General features: G+C 73.2%; 19 protein-coding genes. 4 read left to right on the forward strand and 15 right to left on the reverse strand.

Going from position 1 to position 17259, the window contains the following annotated elements; translation table 11 throughout:
- Window position 1 precedes the first annotated feature (1 nt).
- The 11 genes from SAM23877_RS27640 to SAM23877_RS27685 all read right to left on the reverse strand — a co-directional run bounded on the left by SAM23877_RS27640 (window position 2) and on the right by SAM23877_RS27685 (window position 11166).
- The gene (locus SAM23877_RS27640; protein ID WP_053138988.1) at window positions 2-1357 is read right to left on the reverse strand and encodes a sulfate adenylyltransferase subunit 1; all 1356 of its coding nucleotides are present in this window, start codon (window positions 1355-1357) and stop codon (window positions 2-4) included.
- A gap of 2 nt (window positions 1358-1359) precedes the next feature.
- Complete coding sequence (gene cysD / locus SAM23877_RS27645; protein ID WP_053138990.1) at window positions 1360-2298, reverse strand: sulfate adenylyltransferase subunit CysD; 939 nt, start codon at window positions 2296-2298, stop codon at window positions 1360-1362.
- The gene (gene cysC / locus SAM23877_RS27650; protein ID WP_079030478.1) at window positions 2295-2864 is read right to left on the reverse strand and encodes an adenylyl-sulfate kinase; all 570 of its coding nucleotides are present in this window, start codon (window positions 2862-2864) and stop codon (window positions 2295-2297) included. Before cysC ends, cysD begins: the two co-directional genes overlap by 4 nt.
- A gap of 1 nt (window position 2865) precedes the next feature.
- On the reverse strand, window positions 2866-3576 hold the full coding sequence (locus SAM23877_RS27655; protein WP_053138994.1) for a phosphoadenylyl-sulfate reductase: 711 nt from the start codon (window positions 3574-3576) through the stop codon (window positions 2866-2868).
- On the reverse strand, window positions 3573-3752 hold the full coding sequence (locus SAM23877_RS27660; protein ID WP_053138995.1) for a hypothetical protein: 180 nt from the start codon (window positions 3750-3752) through the stop codon (window positions 3573-3575). Before SAM23877_RS27660 ends, SAM23877_RS27655 begins: the two co-directional genes overlap by 4 nt.
- Window positions 3749-5446: a sulfite reductase SirA gene (gene sirA / locus SAM23877_RS27665; protein ID WP_053138997.1), complete on the reverse strand. Its 1698-nt coding sequence runs from the start codon at window positions 5444-5446 to the stop codon at window positions 3749-3751. Before sirA ends, SAM23877_RS27660 begins: the two co-directional genes overlap by 4 nt.
- Window positions 5447-5575: 129 nt before the next feature.
- Window positions 5576-5659, reverse strand: coding sequence for a putative leader peptide (locus tag SAM23877_RS42135; RefSeq protein WP_309475039.1), 84 nt, complete (start codon window positions 5657-5659; stop codon window positions 5576-5578).
- Window positions 5660-5774: 115 nt separating this feature from the next.
- Entirely contained in the window at window positions 5775-6347 is a 573-nt protein-coding gene (locus SAM23877_RS27670) for a GNAT family N-acetyltransferase (protein ID WP_053138999.1), read from the reverse strand.
- Between the two features lie 89 nt (window positions 6348-6436).
- Window positions 6437-7744, reverse strand: a complete 1308-nt coding sequence (locus SAM23877_RS27675) for a hypothetical protein (RefSeq protein WP_053139002.1) — start codon at window positions 7742-7744, stop codon at window positions 6437-6439.
- A gap of 245 nt (window positions 7745-7989) precedes the next feature.
- Window positions 7990-9279 carry a GAF domain-containing protein gene (locus tag SAM23877_RS27680; RefSeq protein ID WP_053139003.1) on the reverse strand — a complete coding sequence of 430 codons (1290 nt, stop codon included), beginning with the start codon at window positions 9277-9279 and terminating at the stop codon, window positions 7990-7992.
- 243 nt (window positions 9280-9522) lie between these two features.
- Window positions 9523-11166: an acyl-CoA dehydrogenase family protein gene (locus SAM23877_RS27685; protein ID WP_053139005.1), complete on the reverse strand. Its 1644-nt coding sequence runs from the start codon at window positions 11164-11166 to the stop codon at window positions 9523-9525.
- 99 nt (window positions 11167-11265) lie between these two features.
- Between SAM23877_RS27685 and SAM23877_RS27690 the strand changes: the two genes are divergently transcribed.
- Window positions 11266-12399: a YihY/virulence factor BrkB family protein gene (locus tag SAM23877_RS27690; protein WP_053139007.1), complete on the forward strand. Its 1134-nt coding sequence runs from the start codon at window positions 11266-11268 to the stop codon at window positions 12397-12399.
- 156 nt (window positions 12400-12555) lie between these two features.
- On the opposite strand, the gene SAM23877_RS27695 is transcribed toward SAM23877_RS27690, so the two are convergent.
- The 3 genes from SAM23877_RS27695 to SAM23877_RS27705 all read right to left on the reverse strand — a co-directional run bounded on the left by SAM23877_RS27695 (window position 12556) and on the right by SAM23877_RS27705 (window position 14664).
- On the reverse strand, window positions 12556-13218 hold the full coding sequence (locus tag SAM23877_RS27695) for a pyridoxine/pyridoxamine 5'-phosphate oxidase (RefSeq protein ID WP_244903005.1): 663 nt from the start codon (window positions 13216-13218) through the stop codon (window positions 12556-12558).
- Window positions 13219-13388: 170 nt separating this feature from the next.
- Window positions 13389-13706, reverse strand: coding sequence for a hypothetical protein (locus SAM23877_RS27700; protein ID WP_053139009.1), 318 nt, complete (start codon window positions 13704-13706; stop codon window positions 13389-13391).
- Between the two features lie 88 nt (window positions 13707-13794).
- The gene (locus SAM23877_RS27705; protein ID WP_053139011.1) at window positions 13795-14664 is read right to left on the reverse strand and encodes a Rossmann-fold NAD(P)-binding domain-containing protein; all 870 of its coding nucleotides are present in this window, start codon (window positions 14662-14664) and stop codon (window positions 13795-13797) included.
- 82 nt (window positions 14665-14746) lie between these two features.
- Here SAM23877_RS27705 and SAM23877_RS27710 point away from each other — a divergent pair, with 82 nt between their 5' ends.
- Both SAM23877_RS27710 and SAM23877_RS27715 read left to right on the forward strand, forming a co-directional pair.
- Window positions 14747-15679 carry an AraC family transcriptional regulator gene (locus tag SAM23877_RS27710; protein ID WP_053139013.1) on the forward strand — a complete coding sequence of 311 codons (933 nt, stop codon included), beginning with the start codon at window positions 14747-14749 and terminating at the stop codon, window positions 15677-15679.
- A gap of 10 nt (window positions 15680-15689) precedes the next feature.
- The gene (locus SAM23877_RS27715; RefSeq protein WP_053139015.1) at window positions 15690-16379 is read left to right on the forward strand and encodes a helix-turn-helix transcriptional regulator; all 690 of its coding nucleotides are present in this window, start codon (window positions 15690-15692) and stop codon (window positions 16377-16379) included.
- Here SAM23877_RS27715 and SAM23877_RS27720 read toward each other — a convergent pair.
- Window positions 16359-16763, reverse strand: a complete 405-nt coding sequence (locus tag SAM23877_RS27720) for a VOC family protein (protein WP_079030810.1) — start codon at window positions 16761-16763, stop codon at window positions 16359-16361. The two genes, SAM23877_RS27715 and SAM23877_RS27720, sit on opposite strands and share 21 nt — an antisense overlap.
- A gap of 151 nt (window positions 16764-16914) precedes the next feature.
- Between SAM23877_RS27720 and SAM23877_RS27725 the strand changes: the two genes are divergently transcribed.
- Entirely contained in the window at window positions 16915-17244 is a 330-nt protein-coding gene (locus SAM23877_RS27725; protein ID WP_053139019.1) for a hypothetical protein, read from the forward strand.
- The last annotated feature ends 15 nt before the right edge of the window (window positions 17245-17259 follow it).

A 17259-nucleotide genomic window follows, 5' to 3' on the forward strand; every position in this document is an offset into this window, starting at 1 on the left:
CTCAGAAGTCCCACCCGTCGTCGTCCGCCGCGTCCTTGACCGGTTCCGGCGCGGCGAAGGACTCGCCGACCATCCCGGCGGTGAGCGTGGTGCCGTCGCTCGGGTCGATCAGGATGAACGAACCGGTGCGGCGCGAGTCGGCGTAGGAGTCCGCGGGCAGCGGCTCGGCGGTACGGATCTTCACCCGGCCGATGTCGTTCGCGACGAGCTGTCCGGGGTGCGGGTGCAGGGACAGGTCGTCCAGCGTGAGCCGGGCCGGGATGTCCTTGACGATCGCCTTGACCGTGCGGGTGCCGTGCTTGATGAGCACGCGGTGGCCCACGGTGAGCGGCGCGTCGGCGACGTGGCAGACCGTGGCCTCGACGTCCTGGCTGGTGGCGGGGGCGTCCTTGGTGGGGACGATCAGGTCCCCGCGCGAGACGTCGATGTCGTCCTCCAGCAGCAGCGTCACCGACTGCGGCGTCCACGCGGCGTCGACCGGGTCGCCCAGCACGTCGATGCCGGACACCTTCGAGGTGCGGCCCGAGGGCAGCACGGTGACCGGGTCGCCGACGCGGAAGGTGCCCGCGGCGATCTGGCCCGCGTAGCCGCGGTAGTCGGGGTGCTCGGTGGTCTGCGGCCGGATCACGTACTGCACGGGCAGCCGGGCGTGGCAGTGCGCCAGGTCGTGGCTGACCGGGACGGTCTCCAGGTGCTCCAGCACGGTGGGGCCGCCGTACCAGTCCATGACCGCCGACGGCTCCACCACGTTGTCGCCCGCGAGCGCCGAGATGGGGATCGCGGTGACCTCCGGGACGCCCAGCTCGGTCGCGTACGCCGTGAACTCCTCGGCGATGGCGGCGAACACGGGCTCCCGGTAGCCGACCAGGTCCATCTTGTTGACGGCGAGGACGACGTGCGGGACCCGCAGCAGGGCGGCGATCGCGGCGTGCCTGCGGGTCTGCTCGACCACGCCGTTGCGGGCGTCGACCAGGATCACCGTCAGCTCGGCGGTGGAGGCGCCGGTGACCATGTTCCGGGTGTACTGCACGTGCCCCGGGGTGTCGGCCAGGATGAACCGGCGGCGCGGGGTGGCGAAGTAGCGGTAGGCCACGTCGATGGTGATGCCCTGCTCGCGCTCCGCGCGCAGACCGTCGGTGAGCAGCGCGAGGTCCGGGGCCTCCTGGCCGCGGCTGGCGGAGGCGCGCTCCACGGCCTCCAGCTGATCGGTGAGGATCGACTTGGAGTCGTGCAGCAGACGGCCCACCAGGGTGGACTTGCCGTCGTCGACGGACCCGGCGGTGGCGAACCGCAGCAGGGTGGTCTCGGACAACTGCTCGACCGACAGCGGCTCGACGGGTTCGGTGGTGCTGGTCATGGCTAGAAGTACCCCTCGCGCTTGCGGTCTTCCATCGCGGCCTCGGACATCTTGTCGTCGGCGCGTGTGGCGCCGCGCTCGGTGAGCCGGGAGGCGGCGATCTCGGCGATCACCTTCTCGATCGAGTCGGCGTCGGAGTCGACGGCTCCGGTGCAGGACATGTCGCCGACGGTGCGGTAGCGGACCCGCCGCTTCTCCACCGTCTCGCCCTCCTTCGGCCCGCCCCACTCGCCGGCGGTCAGCCACATGCCGGCGCGGGCGAAGACCTCGCGCTCGTGCGCGTAGTAGATGGCCGGCAGCTCGATGCCCTCGCGGGCGATGTACTGCCACACGTCCAGCTCGGTCCAGTTGGAGAGCGGGAAGACGCGGACGTGCTCGCCGGGGGCGTGCCGGCCGTTGTACAGGTTCCACAGCTCGGGGCGCTGGCGGCGCGGGTCCCACTGGGAGAACTCGTCGCGCAGCGAGAACACCCGCTCCTTGGCGCGGGCCTTCTCCTCGTCGCGGCGCCCGCCGCCGAAGACCGCGTCGAACCGCTCCGCCTGGATCTTCTCGGTCAGCGGCAGGGTCTGCAGCGGGTTGCGGGTGCCGTCCGGACGCTCCCTGAGCACACCCCGGTCGATGTAGTCCTGCACGGAGGCGACGTGCAGACGCAGCCCGTGCCGCTCCACCGCGCGGTCGCGGTACTCCAGGACCTCCGGGAAGTTGTGCCCGGTGTCCACGTGCAGCAGCGAGAACGGCACGGCCGCCGGGGCGAACGCCTTCAGCGCCAGGTGCAGCATGACGATGGAGTCCTTGCCGCCAGAGAAGAGGATCACCGGCCGCTCGAACTCGCCCGCGACCTCGCGGAAGATGTGCACCGCCTCGGATTCGAGGGCGTCGAGGTGGGAGAGGGCGTACGGGCCCGCCGTGCCCTCCTCCACCGCTGCGACGGTCGTCGTCATGCCAGTCCCCTTTCGGTGAGCAGGGCGTGGACCGCCGCGGCGGACTCCTGGACAGTCTGGTCCTGCGACTCGATGCGCAGGTCGGGGGCGACGGGCTCCTCGTACGGGTCGTCGACGCCGGTGAGCCCGGTCAGCTCGCCCGCGGCCTGCTTGGCGTACAGGCCCTTCACGTCGCGCACCGAGCAGACCTCGACCGGAGTCGCCACGTGCACCTCCACGTACGCCGTGCCGTTCGCCTCGTGCCGCTTGCGGACGGCGTCCCGGCTGTCCGCGTACGGGGCGATGACCGGGACCAGCGCGGTGACGCCGTTGCGGGCGAGCAGTTCGGCGACGAAGCCGATGCGCAGCACGTTGGTGTGCCGGTCCTCGCGGCTGAAGCCGAGGCCCGCCGAGAGGAACTCGCGGATCTCGTCGCCGTCGAGGAGCTCGACGCGCCGGCCCTCCGCGCGCAGGCGGCCGGCCAGCTCGTGGGCGATGGTGGTCTTGCCGGCGCTGGGCAGACCCGTGAGCCAGACGGTGGCTCCGGTCGTCACAGGGTTCTCCTGAATCTCAGTGGTCGTCGTCATGTCAGCCGTGCAGTCCGCACTCGGTCTTGGAGCGGCCCGCCCAGCGGCCCGCGCGGGCGTCCTCGCCCTCCAGCACGCGGCGGGTGCAGGGCGCGCAGCCCACGGAGGCGTAGCCGTCCGTCAGCAGCGGGTTGGTGAGGACGCCGTGCTCGTCGACGTACGTCTGCACGTCTTCCTGTGACCACTTCGCGATGGGGGAGATCTTCACCTTCCGCCGCTTCTCGTCCCAGCCGACCACGGGGGTGTTCGCCCGGGTCTCGGACTCGTCGCGGCGCAGGCCGGTCGCCCAGGCCTGGTAGCCCTTCAGGCCCTCCTCCAGCGGCTTGACCTTGCGCAGCGCGCAGCACAGGTCGGGGTCGCGGTCGTGCAGCTCGGGGCCGTACTCGGCGTCCTGCTCGGCGACCGTCTGCCGGGGCGTGAGCGTGATGACGTTCACGTCCATCACGGCCTCGACCGCGTCCCGGGTGCCGATGGTCTCCGGGAAGTGGTAGCCGGTGTCGAGGAACACCACGTCCACGCCGGGCAGGGCGCGGGAGGCGAGGTGGGCGACGACCGCGTCCTCCATGGACGAGGTGACGCAGAAGCGGCTGCCGAACGTCTCGGCCGCCCACCGGAGGATCTCCAGCGCGGAGGCGTCCTCCAGCTCGCGTCCCGCCCGCTCGGCGAGCGCCTTGAGTTCCTCGGTCGTACGCTCTTCCTGAACCACCGTCATATCGGTTCCCCTCCCGTGGAGTTGGGCTGAAGACCCCGGGCGAGGAGCCCGAGGAACTTCAACTGGAATGCGCGGTTGCACGCCCCGCATTCCCAGGCGCCGTGACCCTCTTCGTGCGGGCGCAGGTCCTCGTCGCCGCAGTAGGGGCAGTAGAACGGCGCGGCACGCTCGCTCATGACAGGGCCTCCTCGGAGGCGCGGGCCGCCCAGGTGGCGAAGCGCTCGCCGTCCTCGCGCTCGGCCTCGTAGCGCTTCAGCACGCGCTCCACGTAGTCCGGCAGTTCCTCCGCAGTGACCTTGAGGCCGCGCACCTTGCGGCCGAAGCCGGGCTCCAGTCCGAGGGCGCCGCCCAGGTGGACCTGGTAGCCCTCGACCTGCTCGCCCCGGTCGTTCAGGACCAGCTGGCCCTTGAGGCCGATGTCCGCGGTCTGGATGCGGGCGCACGCGTTCGGGCAGCCGTTGAGGTTGATGGTGAGGGGCTCGTCGAAGTCCGGGAGCCGGCGCTCCAGCTCGTCGATCAGCGAGGCGCCCCGCGCCTTGGTCTCGACGATGGCGAGCTTGCAGAACTCGATGCCGGTGCAGGCCATGGTGCCGCGCCGGAAGGTGGAGGGCCGGGCGGTGAGGTCGAGCGCCTCCAGGGACTCGACCAGGGAGTCGACCCGTCCCTCCTCGACGTCGAGGACGATCATCTTCTGCTCGACCGTGGTGCGCACCCGGCCCGAGCCGTGCGCCTCCGCCAGGTCGGCGACCTTGGTCAGGAGCGTGCCGTCGACGCGGCCGACGCGCGGGGCGAAGCCGACGTAGAAGCGGCCGTCCTTCTGCCGGTGCACGCCGATGTGGTCACGCCAGCGGCTGGTGGGGTCGGCGGGCGCCGGGCCGTCGGTCAGCTTCCGCTTCAGGTACTCGTCCTCCAGCACCTGGCGGAACTTCTCCGCGCCCCAGTCGGCGACCAGGAACTTCAGGCGGGCGCGGTTGCGCAGCCGCCGGTAGCCGTAGTCGCGGAAGATCGAGATGACGCCCTCGTAGACGTCCGGCACGTCCTCGATCGGCACCCAGGCCCCGAGGCGCACGCCCAGCTTGGGGTTGGTGGACAGGCCGCCGCCGACCCACAGGTCGAAGCCCGGCCCGTGCTCGGGGTGTTCGACGCCGACGAAGGCCACGTCGTTGATCTCGTGCACCACGTCCAGCACCGGCGATCCGGAGATCGCGGTCTTGAACTTGCGCGGCAGGTTCGAGTACGCCGGGTTGTTCAGGACCCGGCGCTTCATCTCCTCCAGGGCCGGCGTGCCGTCGATGATCTCGTCCTCGGCGATGCCCGCGACCGGGGAGCCGATCATCACGCGGGGCGTGTCGCCGCAGGCGGTGACCGTGGACAGGCCGACGCCCTCGAGGCGGTTCCAGATCTCGGGGACGTCCTCGATCCGGATCCAGTGGTACTGGACGTTCTGCCGGTCGGTGATGTCGGCCGTGCCGCGCGCGAACTCCTGCGAGATCTCGCCGATGACGCGCAGCTGGGCGGTGGTCAGGGCGCCGCCGTCGATGCGGACACGGAGCATGAAGTAGCTGTCGTCCAGCTCCTCCGGTTCCAGGACGGCCGTCTTTCCGCCGTCGATGCCCTGCTTGCGCTGGGTGTACAGCCCCCACCAGCGCATGCGTCCGCGCAGGTCGCCGGGGTCGATGGAGTCGAAACCGCGCTTGGAGTAGATCGTCTCAATACGTGTCCGTACGTTGAGACCGTCGTCGTCCTTCTTCACCTGCTCGTTGCCGTTGAGCGGGGTGAAGTGACCGGCCGCCCACTGGCCCTCGCCGCGGTGACGGCTCACCTTGCGGCGGGGGGTCGCGGCAGCAGGATTCGGCGGCGTGGCGGCCATGGTTGACACGTCCTTCTGGGCAGGCGGAAATGCGGCTCTGACCTGCGCGTGTGCGCGCACGGGCATGGGTGCGCGGCGTTGCGCGGGAATGAGGCGACTGCGGGGATCCGGTAGTGCTGGAGGAGGCTCTCAGCGGCCCGGACAGATGGCGCTGGACATGCGGCCGAGGTCGACGTGCCGCCGACTCACCAAGGCAATTCCAGTTCCAGGCATGACGGAAGCCTGGCACGACGATCTGAACACCGTCCAGCTTTGTCCACGATGCAGACACCCTTGTCTCGTACAGCGAGACAAGGGTGTTGTGGGTCACATGCTGGTCGGCGCCTGGTCAGGCGGGGAACGCTCCGGGCCAGGGTCCGGGGGTGGCGACGTCCGGCTCCTCCTCGACCCTGGTGTCGAAGAGGCGGAAGCCGCGACGCTGGTAGTTGTCCATCGCGAACGCGCCGTCCTTGCTGCACGTGTGCAGCCACACGCGCTTGGTCGTGGCCAGGCCCGGCCAGCGGTCCGCCAGGTCCCAGGCGCGGGCGGCACCGTACGAGAGCAGGTGGCCGCCGATGCGCCGGCCCCGGAAGGCCGGGATCAGGCCGAAGTACTCGATCTCCACGACCCCGTCGTCGCCGGACGACAGCTCCACGTACCCGGCGGGGGTGCCGTGGTCGTAGGCGACCCAGGTCTCCACTCCGGGCCGCTCCAGGTGCTCCCGCCACCGCGCGTGACTCCAGCCGAGCCGGTCCGTCCAGCGGATGTCCCCGCCCACCGAGGCGTACAGGAAGCGGCTGAACTCGGGGGAGGGCACCTCGGAGCGGACGATCCGGACGTCCCCCTCCGGTGCGGCGGCCGGCAGCAGGTCGGTCGGCGCCGTCTGCTCCAGGGACCAGGTGGTCACGGCGATGTTGGTCATGCCGGTCAGGGAACCATCCGCTCGGCGGATCTGTCGATCCCCGGCTTCCCGGCTCCCGGCTTCCCACCTGCCCGGTCCCGGGAGTGGCGTCAGTCGAGCGCGTCCTCGACCGACGTCAGCGGCAGCGCGAAGAGCATGCGGCCCGACTGGGACCAGACCTCACCGGTCGCGGCCCAGTACGACAGGGAGCCCGCCTGTCCGCTCCAGCACCGCTGCGAGCGGTCCGCCCCGCACTCCGCGGCCCGGGCTCCGTCCGCGTCCTGGCGCCAGAGGGTCCCGCGCCCGTCCTGTCCGCCGGCCGCGCGGGCCAGGTACCAGTCGGGTCGCGCCGCGCCCGGCGGGCGGTGCGAGAGCACGCCCCCCACCTCGGCCGCTCCGGTCTCGTACGCCTCCACCGCGTCGACGTGTCCCGCGGAGTCCACGGCCGGCAGTCCGGCGCGGGCGGGGTCGGCGCTGAACGCGTAACGCCAGAGGCGGGTGGGGCGGTCGCCGTCGTCGGGCACCCGCTCGCTCGCCACCAGGCTGCCCGGGACCGTGCCGCGGTCCAGGGAGATCGCGGCGGGGCGCGCCGCGCCGGAGGTGTCGGAGAGCCGGTACGAGGCGACTGCGGGCAGGACGTACCGGTGGCCGGCCGCCGCCCAGCCTCCGGGTACCCGGCCGACCGCGTCCGCCTCGGTGGTGGCGCGCTGGATCAGGTCCATGTCGTACACGTACAGCGCCTCGCGACCACCGGCGCCGGTGGTGACCAGCAGCTTGTCCTGGTACCAGACCATGCCGGAGACGGGGGAGGCGAGCCCCCGGTAGTCGTGGCCGCGGTCGACGGGGACGGCGAGGAGGGCCGAGGCGTAGCCGAGCCGGTCGGGAGCGTCCGCGTCGACGAAGGAGACCCGGGCGAGGCCGCCCTCGGGCGTGCCGTCGTCGCGGGTCCACGCGGAGAGGACGACGCGGTGGGCGCCCCAGCGGCCGTCCGCGTCGGCGTCCCCGGAGGTGGTGACCGCGCCGGGCCGCCAGCCCTCGGTGTCGCCCCGGTCCCAGCAGTAGGCCCGGGTGGCCGCGGGGAGGACCGGCAGCGCCTCCCGCTCCTCGGTCGCGCACTCGGCGGCGTCGCGCAGCGTGTGGTCGGCGGACCCGAGGACGGTGGAGACGCCCACCGGTTCACCCATCGCGTCGGAGAGCCGGTCGAGCCAGGGGCGCGGTACCCGGTGCTCGGTCAGACGCAGGGCGGCGGTCTCGGCGGGGGCGGTGAGGGGCTTGAGGGCGCCGGGGTCGTCGGCGACCGTGGCCTGCGAGGCGCTGATCATCGTGGCGGCGCCGGTCAGCGCGAGGGCCGCACCGGCCAGGGCCGCGCGCAGCGCCCGGCTCCGCCTGCGTCGGCGGTGTCTGCCGCGGTGCTTCATCAAACCTCCACAGGCACCGGACCAACTGAGCTCGACGAGGGTCGCGTTGACCGGGGAGCGGCTGGTGCGGTCCGTAGAGGATGCTACGACAGACGGGCGGGTCCGCGGACGCGGACGATGCAAATATGCGAAAACGTGGCGTCTCCACGGTCGGCGCGGGCCCTCACCGGGCCGGGCGCGGGAGGGGCGTGGCCGCTCGCGCGCCTCCCCGTGCCCTTCCCGTGCCCTCGCCGGGGTGTCGGCGTTCAGGGGGGCGGGGCCGAGGTCCGGTGGGCCGCCACCGCCGGAGCCGTCGAGTGGGGGAGCAGGTCACGGGGGTCCTCCGGGAGGGCGAGCTCTACCTCCGCCGCCCCGCAGAAACGATACGGCCGGTGCTCCAGATAGGCCCCGAGGTACCTCCGCACCCGGGACATCTCGGCCCGCACCGTCACCGTGCGCGCCGGGTCGCCGAACATGTCCTCGGCCAGGCCCGCGGCGCTGCGGCCGGTGCGGTGGACGGCCAGCAGGTACAGCAACTCCGCGTGCCGGGGACTCAGTTCCCGCGTCAAGGCCTCCGCACCCCCCAGCACCCGGACCGACCAGCGGCGCGGCTGCCCGAGGTCCAGCACGATCCGGACGCCACCGCTCGCCACCGGCTCCTCGGCCGCCCGTACCAGCCAGCCCTCGCCCAGCGGCTCCACGGTGCACGCCCCGAGCGCGGGCAGCCACCGCCGCCCCGCCACCGGGTGCCTGGGCAGCACCACCCGCTCCAGGTACGGCATCCCCGTCACCGCCGCCGTCCAGCCGTCCCGGTCCGTGACCAGGGCTCGGCCGTCGAGCCGGGCCAGCACCGGCGCCGCCACCGCGCGCAGCCGCTCCAGCGACTGCACGTGCAGCTCGCGCAGCCGGGCCTCGGCGAGCTTGGCGACCGAGTCGACCCAGGCGAGCGTGGCCGGATGCATCGTCGAGAGCGGCCCGCTCACGTCGACCACACCCAGCAGCCGGCCGCTGCGCGGATCGCTGATGGGCGCGCCGGCGCAGGTCCAGGTCGCCTGGGAACGCACGAAGTGCTCGGAGGCGAACACCTGGACGGGCCGCCGGGTGACCGCCGGCGTCCCCACGCCGTTGGTCCCGACCACCTCTTCGCGCCAGTCCGCCCCGAGTTCGAAGCCGAGCCCGTCGGCCTTGCGCAGCACCGGCGCGCTGCCCTCCCGCCACAGCAGCCGGCCCTCGTCGTCGGCGACCACCATGATGTGGTGCGCGACGTCCGCGACGGACAGCAGCCCCTCGCGCAGTACCGGCAGCACGTGCCGCAGCGGCGAGGCCTCCCGTCGCCGCCGCACCTCGTCGAGGGGCAGCAGTCCCGAGCGGAAGTCGTGCTCCGGGTCGACGCCGCTGCGCAGCATCCGCTCCCAGGACTGCTCGATCACCGGACGCGGTGCCACCGGAGCCCGTCCGCCCGAGAGGCGCGCGGAGCGGACCTCGCTGAGCATGCGCGCCGCGCGCGTCGTGTCGACGGCGGCGAGCCGCGTCACGTCCATCGGCGAGAGCGCCACTGGTCCCCGTCCTCCCGGAAGCAGGATGTCCGTCACGTACCGACCGCTTGCCCGTGCCCACAGGACACAGTCCGCGCATGGCCGGTGGCAAGTTGCAACCCCCTGCAACCCTGGTCGACGGCGCCGGCCGGTGTCCACACTTGAACCACGTCGCCCCGTGCGGCGTACGCGGCCCGAACGGGCCCGTGGGGTGGGGGTGGTGCCGTGTCGGCGCAGCACCACCCCCGCGCCACGCGGGCGGGATCAGGCCACCGGGGCGGCCCGCTCCACGACCGACGCCAGGTCGAGCGTGGGCGGCAGCGTGCCGAAGGCCGCGCCCCCGTCGCCGCCCAGCCGGGCGGCGCAGAACGCGTCGGCGACCTCGGGCGGCGCGTACCGCACCAGCAGCGAGCCCTGGAGCACCAGCGCCAGCCGCTCCACCAGCCGCCGGGCCCGCCCCTCGGCGGCCCCCAGGTCGGCCAGTTCCGTCAGCAGCCCCCTGATCGCCGCGTCCAGACGGTGGTCGGCGCCGCGCGCCAGGCCCACCTCCGTCAGGTAGGCGTCCATCGCCAGCGGTTCCCGCCCGAGCGCCCTGAGCACGTCCAGCGCCTGTACGTTGCCGGCGCCCTCCCAGATCGAGTTCAGCGGCGACTCGCGCACCAGCCGGGGCATCCCGGACTCCTCGACGTACCCGTTGCCGCCCAGGCACTCGGCGGCCTCCACCGCCACCGGCGCGCACCGCTTGGTCACCCAGTACTTGGCCGCCGGCACCGCCAGCCGCAGCAGCGCCCGCTCCCGCTCGTCACCGCCGTCGGCGGCGTCCTGGGCCGCCGCCAGCCGCAGCGCCAGCGTGGTCGCCGCCTCCGACTCGATCGCGAGGTCCGCGAGGACGTTGCGCATGAGCGGCTGGTCGACCAGCTTCGCGCCGAACGCCTCCCGGTACGTGCAGTGGTGCACCGCCTGGGCGACGGCCTGCCGCATCAGTCCCGCCGACCCCAGGACGCAGTCCAGCCGGGTCGCCGCCACCATGCCGATGATGGTGCGCACCCCGCGCCCCTCCTCGCCGACCCGGCGCGCCCAGGTCCCGTCGAACTCGACCTCGGCGGAGGCGTTGGACCGGTTGCCCAGCTTGTCCTTGAGCCGCTGGATCAGGAACACGTTGCGGGTCCCGTCCGCCAGGACGCGCGGTACCAGGAAGCAGGTCGGACCGCCCGGGGCCCGGGCGAGCACCAGGAAGCCGTCCGACATCGGCGCCGAGCAGAACCACTTGTGCCCGGTCAGCTCGTACGTGCCGTCCTCGGCCAGCGGGCGGGCGGCGGTGGTGCCCGCCCGGACGTCGCTGCCGCCCTGCTTCTCCGTCATGGCCATGCCGAACAGGACCCCGGCCTTCAGCGGGGCGGGCCGCAGCTCCCGGTCGTACACCCGGGAGGTCAGCCGCGGCTCCCACTCCGCGGCGAGCTCCGGGTCGGCGCGCAGGGCCGGCACGGCCGCGTGGGTCATCGACAGGGGGCAGCAGTTGCCGGCCTCCACCTGGGTCCACATGAGGAAACCGGCGGCGCGCGTCACCTGCCCGCCCGGCCGGGACCAGGCCGCGGTCAGGCCGGCCGCGACGCCCTTGCCCAGCAGCCGGTGCCAGGCCGGGTGGAAGTCGACCTCGTCGACGCGGTGGCCGTAGCGGTCGTGGGAGCGCAGGGTCGGGGGGTTCTCGTCGGCCTGCGCGGCCCACTCCCGGGTCTGGAGGGAACCGCAGCTGCGGCCCAGGCCCGACAGCTCGGCCCGCGCCTCCTCGCGCAGCTCCGGTGCCAGGTGCCGCTCGACCGCGGCCGTCAGCGCCCGGTCGGTGGTGAACACGTCGTGGCCGACCAGCGGCGGGGCCTGATTCGTCACGGTGTGGGTACTGCCTGCCATGACCGTGAACCTACCGTGCCGTCGGCCGGTGCGGAGGCGGCACCGGCCGACGGGCGTCCGCGGATGAGTGCGGCCCCCGGCTGCGGATACCTTTAGGGCGTGCAGCCAGCAAGTGAATCCCCCGAACGGCCCTCCGGCCGGCTCCATCGCGCCCGGGTCCTGTACCGGAACGTCTCCAAACGCAGGACCGCCTGGCTGCTCCTCAAGGACACCGTCAACTCGTGCATGGAGTACCGCATCCTCGGCCTGGCCGCCGAGGCCGCGTTCTTCACCCTGCTGTCGGTGCCGCCCCTGCTGCTGAGCGTCCTCGGGCTGATCGGCTACGTCGACCTGTGGATCGGCGCCGACACCACCGAGAGCCTGCGCACCAACATCCTGGACGCCTCCCGCGCGGTGCTCTCCGAGCGGGGCGTCCAGCAGATCACCGAGCCGATCCTGGACGACGTGACCAAGGGCGGCCGGCCCGACGTCATCTCCATCGGCTTCCTGTTCGCCCTGTGGTCGGGCTCCCGCGCGGTGAACGTCTTCATCGACACCATCACCGTGATGTACGGCCTCGACGGCGTCCGGGGGATCGTCAAGACCCGCCTCATGGCCTTCCTGCTGTTCCTGGTGGCCCTGCTGATCGGGTCGATCGCGCTGCCGCTGATGGTGGCCGGACCCGATGCCGTGGTGCGGATCGTGCCGTGGTCGACGACGGTCGTCCAGGTGCTGTACTGGCCGGTCGTCATCATCCTGTCCATCGCGTTCCTGACCACGCTGTACCACGTCTCGGTGCCCGTGCGCTCCCCGTGGATCGAGGACGTGCCCGGCGCGCTGGTGGCCCTCGCGATGTGGGTGCTCGGCAGTTTCCTGCTGCGCATCTACCTCACCAGCACCGTGGAGGGCCCCACCATCTACGGTTCGCTCGCCGCGCCCGTCGCGGTCCTGCTGTGGATCGGCGTGTCCGCGTTCGCGGTGCTGGTGGGGGCGGCGGTCAACGCGGCCATCGACCGGGTGTGGCCCGCCGCCGCCACCGCGGCCGCCCGCGAGGCCAACGAGCGGCTCCGGCAGGCCCAGATCGCCGAGTACGTGGCCCGTGCCGCCGCGACCGGCGAGGCGGACCCCGACATGCCCTCCGAGTTCCCGGAACGCTGGTCCCGCTTCCTGCCGCCCGAGGACGTCACGGCCCGCCTGCGGACCCACGTGAAGAACAACCCGCCCGCGAACCACAACAAGCCGGAGGCCTCCTGACCGGCCGGCGCCGTCCCTCAGGGCCTGTCTGACCATTCCCGCCGCCTCGCGACGCCCTGCACGCTCCCCCAGAGAAGACCTCCACGACGCCCAGGAGGCCGCCTGGCGTCGAACGAGCGTTTGACGGCAGAGGGGTGCGGTGGCGTTGGTCCGGGGCTACGGCCACAGCATCTGCCTGGTCCATCCGTCGGGTGTGGACAGGTAGACGAGCCGGGTGTGGCGGCGCTGTTTGTCGCCCTGCCAGAACTCCACCGATTCCGGGCGCACTGAGTACAGTGTCCAGTCCGGCGCCACGAGGGTCGGCTCGCTCTTGATCCGCGTGAGTGACGTCTCCACCTGTGCATCTCTCTCGGCCAGGTCCGCGAGCGGTTGCGATTGCCGGCCGAGCAGGGCTTCCGCCCGTGCCCCCGCACCACGGGCGAGGAAGTCCGCAGCGCACAGTTCGGGGGTTTCTCGCACAACCGGTCCGCGCACCCGGACCTGGCGGGCGAGCGGTGCCCAGTAGAAGGTCAGTGCCGCACAGGGGCGGGCGGCGAGGTCGCGGCCCTTGGGGCTGTTCGCGTCAGAGGCGAACTGCCATCCCTGAGTGCTCACGTCCTTGAGGATGAGTACGCGGGCCGTCGGATCACCGCTGGCGTCCGCGGTGGCCAGCGTCATGGCGTGCGGCTCCTTCACTCCGGCGCTCAGCGCCTCGAGCAACCACTCGGTGAACAGCTCGACGGGCGTGTCCGGCGCCGTCGTGGGGTCGAAACCGGGAAGCTCGCCGGAGAAGACCTCGATGTCCCGCAGCGTCTGACGCAGGTTGGCCGCACCGGTCACGTTCCACTCCCTCAGTCGTGATCGCTCACGTCGAACTGAACCTATCAACCTGCCTGATCCACCTGCTGATTGAGGCTGAACGTGATCCTCGCAGTGATGCCTTCGGGATTCCGCCCGCTCAGGGGCGGCCAAGGCCCCGTGACGGGCGATGTCGAGCGAGCGGATTCGCGCTACGCGTCCTCGACCGGCAGTCCCGCGACGAACTCGGAGAGAGCGGCTCCTCGGGGCGGCGTCTGCCCTTGCAGGAACCGCTGGTAGTGGTCGGCGACGAGACGACGAAGGTCGGCCTCGGCCGGTTCGTCACCACTGAGCTCGAGGGTGACCTGATGCGGCTCGCCCGTCATGCGCAACGGTCTGGCGAGGGCGTCGAACCCACAGGCGTACTCGTCGGGCATTTCCCACCATGCCTCGGCGAATGCTCGGTCCCGGAGGACGTACATGTAGTAGTCGTCATCGAAGAGGACCACGGGGCCTATCGGTGCAGTCACTCGTGGAGTATGGCGCAACCTGCAGGTCAGATGTGCATCACAGCGTACGGTCCCCGCGACTTCACGGCCCCGCCGCACAGGTCGAAGATCAAGCCAGGAGCGGCCGGGACGCGTCCGGCTCCCACGTGCCGGCCGTCACGCCCTCCCGTACGAAGTCGCCGAAGTCCCTCGGTGTGCGGCCCAGCACCTGCCGCACACCGTCCGACAGCCGGGCGTTGCGGCCGTCGAGCAGGGCGGCGAACAGCTCCACCAGGAACGCGGCCTCCTCCGCCGGCACCCCGAAGCCGGCCAGGTTCGCGCCGTACTCGTGCGGCGCCACGGCCCGGTACGTCAGCGCGCGGCCCGTCCCCTCCGCGATCTCCGCGACCGCCTCCGCGAAGGTCAGCAGCCGGGGCCCCGACACCTCCAGCACCCGCCCGGCGTACCGGTCGCCGGAAACCAGCGCCGCCACCACCACGTCGGCGACGTCCCGCAGGTCCACGAACGGCTCCCGGGCCCCGTCACCGGCCGGGAACACCAGCTCCCCGCGCCCGCGCAGCTCCTCCGCCAGCGGGCCCTCGGTGAAGTTCTGCGCGAACCAGGCGGCCCGCACGACCGTCCACCGCGTGCCCGCCCCGGCCAGCGCCTCCTCGGTCGGCCGCGCCTGCTCCTCGCCCCGCGCCGACAGCAGCACCAGCCGCCGTACGCCGAGACCGGCCGCCTCCCGCGCGAACGCCCCGACCGTCTCCGCGGCGTCGGGAGCGCCGACGTCCGTGGGGTGGGCCACGTAGGCCGCGTCGGCGCCGCGCAGGGTGCCGGCCCAGGTCGACCGGTCCCACCAGTCGAACCCGGTCGCCCGCGACGCCGCCCGTACGGTCAGCCCGGCCGCCCGTGCCGCCTCGGCCACCCGTCGCCCGGCCCGCCCGGACGCCCCCGTCACGACGACCGTCATGTTCCCTTGTGCGCTCATCCTCGTCATGGCACCAGTCAACGGCCGGGCGCCCCGCGTTCCCATCGCCGAACGGCTCGCCGGCATACGCGTGCGTCTACGCTGTGGCGCCATGGACGCACTCGCCGGACTGCTGGAGGGCCCCCGTGCCCGGGGCGCGTTCATGATCCGCGCCTGTTTCGACCCGCCCTGGGCCGTACGCGTCGAGGACCGGGCACCGCTGACGGTGATGCTGATGGTCCGCGGCGACGCCTGGATCGTGCCGGACACGGGGGAGCGGCTGCGGCTGCGTACGGGCGACCTCGTCCTCGCCCGCGGCCCCGACCCCTACACCTGCGCCGACGACCCCGGCACCCCGGCGCAGGCGGTGATCCTGCCGGGCGGCGCGTGCAGCTACCCCGACGGACGCCCCCTCAACGGCTCCATGGACCTCGGCGTGCGCACCTGGGGCGACCGGACCGACGGCGGCGCCGTGCTGCTGATCGGCACCTACCTGGTGCGCGGTGAGATCGGCGGCCGGCTGCTGGACGCCCTGCCCCCGCTGCTGTCCCTCGCCTCCGACGAGTGGGACTGCCCGCTGACGCCCCTGCTGACGACGGAGGTCACCCGGGACGCACCGGGCCAGGAGGTGGTCCTGGACCGGCTCCTCGACCTGCTGGTCATCGCCGCGCTGCGGGACTGGCTCGCCGGGCCGCGGGCCGAGCCGCCGGCCTGGTACCGGGCCCTGGGCGACCCGGTCGCGGGCCGGGCGCTGCGGCTGCTCCAGGACGACCCGGCGCACCCCTGGACGGTGGCGACGCTCGCCGCGAAGACCGGCGTCTCCCGCGCTGCGCTGGCCCGGCGCTTCACCGACCTGGTGGGCGAATCCCCGATGGCGTACCTCACCGGCTGGCGTCTCGCGCTCGCCGCCGACCGGTTGCGCGACACCGACGACACCCTCGGCGCGATCGCCCGGCAGGTCGGCTACGGCAGCGCGTTCGCCCTGTCCACGGCCTTCAAACGGGTGTACGGCGTCAGCCCGCGCGAGTACCGGGCACCGGCGTAGCCTGGCAGGCGTGTACGCGGAACGGGCGTCCCGGCTGGCCGGCGCGGTGGTGTGGACCAACACCCCGTCCGGGACCGGCTCCGGACGTGTGCTGCCCGACGGCTGCATGGACCTGCTCTGGCACGAGGGCCGGCTGCTGGTCGCGGGCCCCGACACCCGCGCCCACGTCACCGGGGGCGCCCCCGGCCCCTGGGCGGGCGTCCGCTTCTACCCCGGTACCGGCCCCGCGCTGCTCGGCGTTCCCGCCCACGAACTGCGCGACCGGCGGGTCGAGCTCACCGACCTCTGGCCCGCCGCCCGGGCGCGGAGCCTGGCCGCCCGGGTGAACGCGGCCCCCGACCCGGCGAGCGGCCTGGAGGAGGCCGCGCTGTCCCGGGCGGCCGGCACCGAGCCCCCCGACCCGCTGCTGCGCCGGATCGTGGCCGCCCTCGAAGCGGGCCGTCCGGTCGCCGTGACCGCCGACGAGCTGGGCATGGGGCCCCGCCGGCTGCACCGCCGTTCACTGGCCGCCTTCGGCTACGGACCCAAGACGCTGGCCCGCGTACTGCGGCTCCAGCGTGCCCTCGCCCTGGCCCGCGAGGGCACGCCCCTCGCCGAGACGGCCCTGCGCGCCGGCTACGCCGACCAGGCGCATCTGGCACGGGACGTCCGGGAGTTGGCGGGCCTGCCGCCCGGGGAACTACTCGGCCGGCGCGGGTAGCGGCGCGAACAGGTCGACGCCGTGGCCGTCCGGGTCGTTGAGCACGGCGTACCGCTGGCCCCAGACGGCGTCCCAGGGCTTCCGTTCGCCGTGGCAGCCGGCGTCGGTCAGCTCCTCGTAGAGCGCGTCGACCTCGGCCGGGGTGTCGCACAGCAGGGCGAGCGAGTGCCGTCCACCGCCGGCCGGCGGCTGCCACCCGGGCGTGAAGGAACGGACGGACGCCTCCGTGTCGAGCAGCAGCCGGAGCCCGCCCGGCAGTTCGGCCTCGGCGTGGGGCTGGTCCCCGGCGTCCTCGGGGAACGCGAAACCGAGCCGGCGGTAGAAGGCCACGGAGGCGGCCATGTCGGAGACGATGATGCTGATGGCGTCGAATCGTGCGGTCATGGGGCCACCGTAGGCGGGGAGCGCGGGGCCGGTCTTGAAGGAATCGGACACGCGGCGCGGGTCCGCGGGGGAGTCGCGATGACGGTCCCCGGGTCTCAGAAGCCGCTCAAGTCCCTTGAACCGTGCGGGCCGAGTCCTTGATCATGGCTCCATGTTCGGACGCGGCAGGCAACAGGAACTCAACGTGCTCGTCCTGCGGGACGCGGACGTCGTCGCCCAGGAGATCCGTCAGGCACTCGCCGAGGCGACGCCCGAGCAGCGGCCCGGGCTGGAGCGCGCCGCCGCCCTGGCCGAACGGGCCGCCGCCGCCTCCGACGCGGAGCTGCGTGCCCGCTGGGTCCACGAACGCTTCGCCCGGACCGGCTACGAGGGCCCCGCCGACTCCGTGCGGGCGGTCAAGATCCTGCGCGAGGCGGCACCCGGACTCAGTCTGCTCTCGGCCGTCCAGCTGACGAAGGACGCCGCGGCGCACCGCCCCTAGGGCGCGGCACGGCCC

The organism is Streptomyces ambofaciens ATCC 23877, assembly GCF_001267885.1.
GTDB lineage: Bacteria > Actinomycetota > Actinomycetes > Streptomycetales > Streptomycetaceae > Streptomyces > Streptomyces ambofaciens.

What these genes read in the sequence shown, in the direction of transcription:
- SAM23877_RS27670 (WP_053138999.1), bottom strand. Translation starts at nt 6,347, where the DNA reads ATGACCAACATCGCCGTGACCACCTGGTCCCTGGAGCAGACGGCGCCG.
- SAM23877_RS42135 (WP_309475039.1), bottom strand. Translation starts at nt 5,659, where the DNA reads ATGCCTGGAACTGGAATTGCCTTGGTGAGTCGGCGGCACGTCGACCTC.
- sirA (WP_053138997.1), bottom strand. Translation starts at nt 5,446, where the DNA reads ATGGCCGCCACGCCGCCGAATCCTGCTGCCGCGACCCCCCGCCGCAAG.
- SAM23877_RS27705 (WP_053139011.1), bottom strand. Translation starts at nt 14,664, where the DNA reads ATGACGAGGATGAGCGCACAAGGGAACATGACGGTCGTCGTGACGGGG.
- cysD (WP_053138990.1), bottom strand. Translation starts at nt 2,298, where the DNA reads ATGACGACGACCGTCGCAGCGGTGGAGGAGGGCACGGCGGGCCCGTAC.
- SAM23877_RS27685 (WP_053139005.1), bottom strand. Translation starts at nt 11,166, where the DNA reads ATGGCAGGCAGTACCCACACCGTGACGAATCAGGCCCCGCCGCTGGTC.
- SAM23877_RS27720 (WP_079030810.1), bottom strand. Translation starts at nt 16,763, where the DNA reads ATGACCGCACGATTCGACGCCATCAGCATCATCGTCTCCGACATGGCC.
- SAM23877_RS27655 (WP_053138994.1), bottom strand. Translation starts at nt 3,576, where the DNA reads ATGACGGTGGTTCAGGAAGAGCGTACGACCGAGGAACTCAAGGCGCTC.
- cysC (WP_079030478.1), bottom strand. Translation starts at nt 2,864, where the DNA reads ATGACGACGACCACTGAGATTCAGGAGAACCCTGTGACGACCGGAGCC.
- SAM23877_RS27710 (WP_053139013.1), top strand. Translation starts at nt 14,747, where the DNA reads ATGGACGCACTCGCCGGACTGCTGGAGGGCCCCCGTGCCCGGGGCGCG.
- SAM23877_RS27660 (WP_053138995.1), bottom strand. Translation starts at nt 3,752, where the DNA reads ATGAGCGAGCGTGCCGCGCCGTTCTACTGCCCCTACTGCGGCGACGAG.
- SAM23877_RS27725 (WP_053139019.1), top strand. Translation starts at nt 16,915, where the DNA reads ATGTTCGGACGCGGCAGGCAACAGGAACTCAACGTGCTCGTCCTGCGG.
- SAM23877_RS27640 (WP_053138988.1), bottom strand. Translation starts at nt 1,357, where the DNA reads ATGACCAGCACCACCGAACCCGTCGAGCCGCTGTCGGTCGAGCAGTTG.
- SAM23877_RS27675 (WP_053139002.1), bottom strand. Translation starts at nt 7,744, where the DNA reads ATGAAGCACCGCGGCAGACACCGCCGACGCAGGCGGAGCCGGGCGCTG.